Annotated in this window: 8 protein-coding genes; 5 read left to right on the plus strand and 3 right to left on the minus strand. The window is 34.0% G+C overall.

Annotated elements, in window-relative coordinates:
- The first annotated feature begins 23 nt into the window (after positions 1-23).
- From CBF27_RS10295 to hxlB, 5 genes are read left to right on the plus strand one after another with little or no spacing between them, the layout of a single operon-like run.
- Complete coding sequence (locus tag CBF27_RS10295; RefSeq protein ID WP_126814216.1) at positions 24-2,051, plus strand: BglG family transcription antiterminator; 2,028 nt, start codon at positions 24-26, stop codon at positions 2,049-2,051.
- 10 nt (positions 2,052-2,061) lie between these two features.
- Positions 2,062-2,490 (plus strand): PTS mannitol transporter subunit IIA, encoded by a 429-nt coding sequence (locus CBF27_RS10300; RefSeq protein WP_126814217.1) that lies wholly within the window; start codon positions 2,062-2,064, stop codon positions 2,488-2,490.
- A 2-nt stretch (positions 2,491-2,492) separates the two neighbouring features.
- Complete coding sequence (locus tag CBF27_RS10305) at positions 2,493-3,680, plus strand: mannitol-1-phosphate 5-dehydrogenase (protein ID WP_126814218.1); 1,188 nt, start codon at positions 2,493-2,495, stop codon at positions 3,678-3,680.
- Positions 3,677-4,312, plus strand: coding sequence for a 3-hexulose-6-phosphate synthase (gene hxlA / locus CBF27_RS10310; protein WP_126814219.1), 636 nt, complete (start codon positions 3,677-3,679; stop codon positions 4,310-4,312). The genes CBF27_RS10305 and hxlA overlap by 4 nt, the downstream gene beginning before the upstream one ends.
- A gap of 4 nt (positions 4,313-4,316) precedes the next feature.
- Positions 4,317-4,880 (plus strand): 6-phospho-3-hexuloisomerase, encoded by a 564-nt coding sequence (gene hxlB, locus CBF27_RS10315; protein ID WP_126814220.1) that lies wholly within the window; start codon positions 4,317-4,319, stop codon positions 4,878-4,880.
- A gap of 576 nt (positions 4,881-5,456) precedes the next feature.
- On the opposite strand, the gene CBF27_RS10320 is transcribed toward hxlB, so the two are convergent.
- The 3 genes from CBF27_RS10320 to CBF27_RS14165 are packed head-to-tail and all read right to left on the minus strand — an operon-like array spanning position 5,457 to position 7,719.
- A complete protein-coding gene (locus CBF27_RS10320) occupies positions 5,457-6,320 on the minus strand; it encodes an ATP-binding cassette domain-containing protein (protein ID WP_126814221.1) in 864 nt (287 codons plus the stop codon).
- The gene (locus tag CBF27_RS10325; protein WP_126814222.1) at positions 6,317-7,516 is read right to left on the minus strand and encodes a hypothetical protein; all 1,200 of its coding nucleotides are present in this window, start codon (positions 7,514-7,516) and stop codon (positions 6,317-6,319) included. Before CBF27_RS10325 ends, CBF27_RS10320 begins: the two co-directional genes overlap by 4 nt.
- Positions 7,513-7,719, minus strand: coding sequence for a hypothetical protein (locus CBF27_RS14165; protein WP_170175083.1), 207 nt, complete (start codon positions 7,717-7,719; stop codon positions 7,513-7,515). Before CBF27_RS14165 ends, CBF27_RS10325 begins: the two co-directional genes overlap by 4 nt.
- Positions 7,720-7,904 lie beyond the last annotated feature (185 nt).

The following is a 7,904-nucleotide window of genomic DNA, read 5'->3' on the forward strand; positions in this document are numbered from 1 at the left end:
GCACAACAGGGAGGTAATAACTCATGTACATTTCAAAGCGTGTAAAAGTTATAACTCTGCTTTTTATAGAATCTAGAGAAAATCTCTCTGTGAAGGAGATTGCATCCAGATTAGAATTAAGTGAAAGAACAGTGTATAGAGAACTTGAAGGGGTTCGTTCTTTATTGAAATCTTATAATTTAGAACTGACTACGATTCCTAATGAAGGAATGTTGCTGCAAGGAAAAATAGAAAATATTTCTAAACTAGAAGATGAATTAATGCAGGAGTCTCATATTGATAATTATAAAATTGAAGAGCGGGTTGAGCTGGAAACGCTAAAAATAATAACAGAATCTTCTTTTATAAAATGGGAAGCAGTTTCATCTTATATAGATGTTTCCCTATCCACTAGCAAAAAAGACCAAAACCTGATTAGACAATTTTTGAAAAAAAGAAATTTAATTTTAATTAGTAAAATGGGAGAGGGCATTCGAATAGATGGAAAAATATATCACAAACATATTACCATCATGGATATCTTGGTGAAAAATGTAGAATTTGCTAATCTTTTCAAATGGTTAAAAGACAATGATTTACAAAAATCTATTTTTTTAAAGATTATGAATGACAGATATGACAATAGTTGTCAAGAGGCTTTTAAAATTGTAAAAAAAATAATTTTATCAGATGAAGGCGACGCTATTAATGACATTGATTTGATTGAGTTTATTATTTTATTCGGTTGCTGGATAAGAGAATTAATATTGGATGAGGATTTGACATTTGATCAGGAGATAAAGCACGTATCTGATTCAGAAAGACAATTATGTCACTCATTATTAGGAGAGCTTGATTATAGTGTGCCTGATGAGTGGCGTAATTATTTAAGTTGGTTAATTCAAATATATTTTGGTGATCAAAAAAGCAACAACCAAATTAGAAATCAAAGATTCACGAATAAAGTTAAACTGTTTATTCAGAATGTCGAAGAACAGCTTGGAATAAAATTGATGGAAAATTTAGAGTTATTTACCGGGTTGCAAAATCATTTGGTCAAAGCTGTTAATAGAGTAAACACTGGTGTATCTATAAGAAATCCGTTAAATCGAGAAATTAAACAAAACTATCAAAGCTTATATGCTATTGTTACTAATAGTGTTAATAAAGTTTTTGGTCTAAATTTTTTTCCTAATGATGAAATTGGCTTTCTTGTGTTATATGTCGCAGTTGCGTTGGACAAACTAGTTGATAAATCGTTTAGAGTATTAATTGTTTGTTCAAGCGGAATGGGCTCTTCGAAAATGCTGGCCAACCGGTTAGAGAGAGAAATCCCTGAAGTCTATGTCAAAAGGCTCACGTCATTAATGGAGCTTCGCAATATTGAGTTAGATGAATACGAGTTGATTCTTTCCACTGTTCCCCTCTACTTAAAAAGACATGAATATATGCAAGTGTCACCATTACTAAATGAGAATGAAATTCAAATTATTCGTCAAAAGATTGAAAATCATAAATACACGAGTTTAGCATTACTCCAAAGTACAGATAAATCTGCCTCCAGAAAAATTTCTAATAAATCAATTGACCAGTTGTATGAGTTTTATAAAAGTTCCAAATATGCAGTCGATTTGTTGAAAAGTTTAGACTTGAAGTCCATCAAAATCAATTCGCATCATCAATTGAAAAATGAGATTTTGGACATGTTACTCAGAAAAAATTTTTTGAGCAGTTCTTCAGCAGAGATTGCTTCAGCTGATTGGTCGCAGAATTATTTTCATGTGCCAAATAAAAAATATGCCATTTTAAATTGTCCGACAACCAAAAATGTATCCAGTTTATTAGTTATTGATGTTGAGTATCAGACGGCGGATGAACAATTAACGAAAGTGATTGTAATTGTTCATCCGGCCAAAGCTAATCAGAAATCAACTGCATTGTTGAGTAATTTGATAATTTCATTGATTACTAACGAAGAAGCAGATGTTGTTATTAGGGCAAACGATTTTGAATTACTTCAACAATTTTTTGCAGAAGAATTAAGATGCGTACTCAATGACATTTTACTGTAAGGAGAGTTCTATGCGAGTTTTTGAAGAGAAGAATATCAGACTAAATCAACAATTTAAAACAAAAAAAGAAGCAATCATTCAAGCCGGTACTGTTTTAGTTGAGAACGGCTATGTTGATTCTTCTTACATAGAAGATATGTTAAAACGTGAAAAAGAGGTTTCAACTTATATTGGTAACAATGTTGCGATACCACACGGAATCGTTAAATCTGTTGACAAAATTCACCATTCAGGTATCTCTTTTTTGCAAGTACCAGAAGGCGTTTCTTATGAAGAAGGGATAGCGTATTTAGTAATCGGGATTGCTGGTAAAAATAATGAGCACCTTGAAATTTTAGGAAAAATAGCAAATGTGTGTTCCGATATTAATAATGTTGAAATGCTTCGATTTGCAAAAGACAAACACGAGATAATGAAGATTCTTAAGGAGGTCATTTAGTAATGAGAGCTGTTCATTTTGGAGCGGGGGCGATAGGTAGGGGCTTTATAGGAGAGCTGTTGCATGACTCAGGATATGATATTACTTTTATTGATGTTAGCGAAGAATTAGTTAATCAAATTAACAAGACAAATAGCTACGAACTATATTTGATTAATCATAATTATGAAAAAAAAATTATCAACAATGTCAAAGCATTGTCTTCAATTTTACATTTTGACCAGGTCACACAAGAATTGAAAAAGGCAGATATTATTACTACAAGTGTTTGGGCAGATAACTTATCCAAAATTGCCCCTCTTATTCTAGATGGTTTAATACAGAGGAAAGCTGAAAATAAACCAGTAGTTAACATTTTAGCTTGCGAGAATGCTCATTTTAATAGTGAAATTTTAAAAAATGAAATTTTAAAAGCGGACTTCGAAAACAGTATTTCAAACGCTATTGATTCAATCGCTACATTTCCTAATACAGCGATTGACAGGATGGTATTTGACAAAAATGTTAATGGAAAGCATGTCGTTTCAATTGGAGATGATTTTGAGCTTGTAATTGATTCAACGCAATTAGCTATACCAGATTCCAAACCTATTAAGGGAGCAATCTATACTGACAATTTACAACAGTTTTTAGAGCGCAAGTTATATATTATTAACTGCGGCCATGCATGGGCCGGATACATCGGTCATCTTTTAGGGTATGAGATTATCCAAGATGTCTTTCTTCGTGAAGACTTAGTTTCTCAGGTAAGAAAAACTATGATGGAATCTGCAACATTATTGAGAGAAAAATATGGATTTGAGATAAAAGATTTAGAAAATTATATAGATTTCGCTATACGCAGATTTCAAACGCCTGGTGTAAAGGATACCATCAATCGTGTGAGTCGTTCTCCAATTCGAAAACTGCATCCGTCGGATAGATTAGTAGGCCCCGCTATACAGTGTCAAAAGTTTGGCTTGCCTAATGAACAATTATTAAAAGGGATTGCAGCAGCACTTTTATTTTTTAATCCTCAGGATGAACAATGTATAGAAATGCGGAAATTTATCCAAGAAAATGGGATTGAGAAAGCTATTACTGAATACACAAGTATAACAAACGAAAGCAGTATGTTTCAAAAAATTTTAAATTATTATCATCAATTAAGAGAGGACGCTCAGACTTTTATTAAAGGAGAATTTTTATGAAATTGCAAGTTGCTTTAGATGAACTTAAATTAAATGATGCTATAAAATTAATAGAAGATATTCGGGAATATGTCGATATTATTGAGATTGGCACACCATTTATCATTGCTGAAGGAGTACATGCAGTTAGAAAATTTAAGGAATTATTTCCAGAAAAGGAAATATTGTCTGATGAGAAAATTATGGATGGGGGATACTTTGAAGCAGAACTTGGTTTTGAGGCAGGTGCAGATTATGTAACAGTTTTAAGTGTAACAGATAATTTAACTATTCAAGGATGTCTTAAGTCAGCAAATGAACAAGGGAAAAAAGTAGTTGCAGACATGCTCTGTTGCGCTGATTTATCAACAAGAGTTCAAGAGTTAGAGAGTATGGGAGTCCATATTTTAGCAGTTCACACTGGTGCAGATCAGCAAGCAGAGGGACGGCGTCCAATTGATGACCTAAAGCTAATGAAAACGTTGGTCAATAAAGCTCAAGTTGCTGTAGCTGGCGGTATCAACAGCAAGACTGTTAAGGATTATGTTGCGCTAGATCCGGACATTATTATTGTAGGGTCTGCAATTTCAAATGCTTCTAACCCGGTTGAAGAAGCAAGATTAATCAAAGCTGCGTTGAAGGAGAGAGTGTGATAAAATGTCAATTCAATCAAACTTAATTTCAATTATTGAAGAGTTGTTGCAAAATACTAAACAGATTAGTAATGATGATTTACTACAATTAGAAGAAGTGATAATAGATGCCAAGCGAATATTTATAGCTGGAGCAGGTAGGTCAGGATTTGCTGCTCGAGCGTTTTCAAATAGATTAATGCATCTAGGTTTTGTTGTTTATTTTGTTGGTGAACCAACAACTCCAGCCATAAAAGAAGGCGATTTATTGATTATAAGCTCGGGCTCCGGTGAAACAGCTTCTTTAGTAGCAATGGCTAATAAGGCTAAAGCTCTAAATGTTACACTTGGCACACTGACTATTTACCCAGAAAATAGTATAGGTAAGTTGGCAGATGTTGTCGTAAAAGTCCCAGGAGCTTCTTCAAAAACTGACGAATCTACAAGTAAATCAGTTTCCATTCAACCAAACGGCTCGTCATTTGAACAAATGAGTTGGCTTATTTACGATAGTATAGTTGTTGAGCTAAAAAAAATAAAGAAACAAACTCAAACCGACATGGACAACAGACATGCTAATCTTGAATAAAGTTTAAATGAAGTGTATACTCTTTGTTTAGAAAGAAATAACAAGCAAATTAGCGACATCTCCTTACCTTAGTTATTGTTTTAAGGAGAGAGGGATAATTTGCTTGTTATATTTTTAAACATCAATAGGTTTACATAATATAAATTAAACGAAGTTAATATCGGACGGTATATGTCAAGACCAATCGCAACATCTTAATACTAATTTAACAATTAAGATAACTATTTTCATAGGAATAAATTGAACGTTGATTTAAATGCTTATGACTGAAATTAATCAACTATAGGATAACATTTTCTTTCATTTTATTTAGTTTTAAATACTCTAATTTGAATCGATAGCTTGCAGATTTCCATTTTAGTACTTTTTTTTGGACGTAGATTCAATGTGTATAAGCCATATTATTAAGCCCCCAAAAATGAAATAGATATCAAAATGTGAATGATTTGCCCACGTTTTTACGGAAGGCTCATTCACAATGCCGTCTTCATTACCTTACAGCAATTTAGGTGAGTATCCCTATTTTTAGGGGTATCGTTGTTGATTTATATCACATCCCCAATTGGCTTAAATTAATTATTCAAAATAATAAAAATATAAATCATTAAGAGTAATTGGCGAATAAGAAAATTGATGGATGCCTGCTGTCATTAAAGCATTGATAATCTCAGTCAATTGGGCTTCCGTTTCAACAGAGATATAGCTGGTACCATTGGGTAAGCAGACGACTTTAAAATCAGCTAAGGTTAACAGTTTTTTCTTACTGGTAAATCTGACAACCGGCCGCTCAGCTTGACCCTTCACAATTTTTTTAGTGAGTATCCCATCTTTTAAAAAGAAAATGATATCGGAAAAAACCGTTAAGTTTTCTAATAAATGAGAAGCAATGATTATCCCTTTTCCTTCTCTTTTTTTTTCGATTAGAACTTGTGAGATAAGAGCAACGTTTGAAGGATCCAGTCCATTCATGACTTCATCCATTAACATGTAAGGAGTGTTAGCAACAATCTGCATAGCAAAACATAATCGCTGCCGCATCCCTAGTGAATAGTCACCAACTTTTTTGTGACAATAATCCGTCATTTTTAATTCTTCAATAACTTTTTGAGGACTAATAGCTGTCTGATGCCACATATTTTGATAAATTTTCAGATGATCCATACCAGACAAATAATTATATAAATCATTTTGATCCGGCATCATCGTGATTAAGCGGTGAATTTTCTTCTCTTCCCTTCTGTTTTTATAGGAGAGTTTGTCTATTTCAATCTGACCGCTGTTGGGCACAAGATAATTCATTATTCCTCTCATTAATGTAGATTTGCCAGTACCATTAGGAGCCACAAGTCCGATAATTTCTCCTCTATCAAGAGTAAAACTTAACTTGTTTAATATGGTTTTCCCTTTAAAATCAACGACTAAATCTTTTACTTCAATCAAATGAATCGCCCCATTCTTCGAGATAATAAGTAGCTGCTGACTAGCAAAACGGATAACAACAGTCCTAAAACCAAAACCATCTGTTGAACGTTTAAGGATTGAGTGACATATAAATAATTGGCATGTCCTGTCACAATATCGCCAATCTTGGCAAAAGTACTTGGCAGCCACTGAACAGGAAAATATTCTCCAATTCCCCGTCTAAAATACACAGGTTCCAACAAAAATAAGCAAATAGGTGCTATTATATTCAGCCCTTCATACGGCAACACCTGGCTCAGTAAAACAATGCTGAAAAAAATAATGAAGACAATCAGCCCTAACAAACTCCCAAAAACAAGCAGATATTTAGCTATTGTCATTGTATGAAAAGCACCGTCGTTTAGGTAGTTATTGTTATAAATCATGACCGGTAATTTCAGAGAACCTACACCATACTTGATACTAAGAATGAAAAAAACTGGCAACAAGGCTAAGATTGTTAGCAAAAACCCGAACAGAACAGCAATTAATTTACTAAGAATGCGTTCCATAGGGAGCAATGGATAACCGGCAGCCAAAGACTGGTGACGGAAATCTTTGACAACAACATCTGCCGACAGCAAAACTGTCGAAATAATGATGACCAGAGGCAGTAAAACGGAGCTTTCTCTGACCAGTGTCTGTAGAGCCGTTCTTTCTTCAAAAACATTTACTGACAGAGGAACCTCGCTTCGAGCAAGAGCCTTATATTTAACTGCCTCTCTTTTAGAGGCATAGTGACCATCGTAGTGGGCAAAATAATTATTCAACGTATAATAACCAATTGGGTAACGCAAATCTTCCGTTATCTTTGCATTATATATATTATCCGTAAACTCATACCATTTTGACGTTTCCTCAGCGTATTTTTGATAATCCCTTTTTGAAAAGCTGTCAATCCTTTCAATATCCAGCTGATTCCATTCAGGAAAAATTTCAGTAGCAAAAAACACTAACGGATGTGTCCCTTCATCAAGCTGTACTTGTTCTAAAAACTCTTGCCTATCGGCTAGCGCCATTTTAGTTTGAGTTAAATTCACTTTTTCAATAGGATCGTACTTTGGTGCCACTTCAAAAGTATAAAAAAGTCCTAGTAACAAAACAATAATGATAATGTAGCGGTTTTTAACGGAAGACAGCAGGGTTTTCAATTCCATCTTTAGATAGTTTTTCATCTCTGGCTCTCCCTCCTGTAAACCGCATTTCTAAACAGATAACTCAACAATAGAATGATTGCCAGGCTCCACACCACCAAAACAAGCATTCCAGTCACAATAGTTCCCCTGGAATCGGTTGCTAAAAAATCACCGTGCAAAACCTCCACCGGGTTGAGATAAATCATTGGGAACCCCCATAATTTTGCTGCTATTTCCGGCATTAAAAAGCGGATACCATAAAGTCCCAACAATATAAATAAGGTTAAGTAGCTGTTTTTCGGATAAAGTCCATATAATTGTGTAAAAGATAAAAGGCCATGTAACAGCCCTTTTACGGTACAATGTTTTTAACCACAAAAACATACCTAGGAGGACTTTACATGACCCAAGTACATTTTACACTGAA

Origin of the sequence: Vagococcus acidifermentans, assembly GCF_003987655.1 — a bacterium.
GTDB classification, from domain to species: domain Bacteria; phylum Bacillota; class Bacilli; order Lactobacillales; family Vagococcaceae; genus Vagococcus_B; species Vagococcus_B acidifermentans.

Bases quoted from the DNA above. Each gene is read 5' to 3' on its own strand.
- CBF27_RS10295 (WP_126814216.1), top strand. From the start codon at position 24: ATGTACATTTCAAAGCGTGTAAAAGTTATAACTCTGCTTTTTATAGAA.
- CBF27_RS10300 (WP_126814217.1), top strand. From the start codon at position 2,062: ATGCGAGTTTTTGAAGAGAAGAATATCAGACTAAATCAACAATTTAAA.
- CBF27_RS10305 (WP_126814218.1), top strand. From the start codon at position 2,493: ATGAGAGCTGTTCATTTTGGAGCGGGGGCGATAGGTAGGGGCTTTATA.
- hxlA (WP_126814219.1), top strand. From the start codon at position 3,677: ATGAAATTGCAAGTTGCTTTAGATGAACTTAAATTAAATGATGCTATA.
- hxlB (WP_126814220.1), top strand. From the start codon at position 4,317: ATGTCAATTCAATCAAACTTAATTTCAATTATTGAAGAGTTGTTGCAA.
- CBF27_RS10325 (WP_126814222.1), bottom strand. From the start codon at position 7,516: ATGAAAAACTATCTAAAGATGGAATTGAAAACCCTGCTGTCTTCCGTT.
- CBF27_RS14165 (WP_170175083.1), bottom strand. From the start codon at position 7,719: ATGCCGGAAATAGCAGCAAAATTATGGGGGTTCCCAATGATTTATCTC.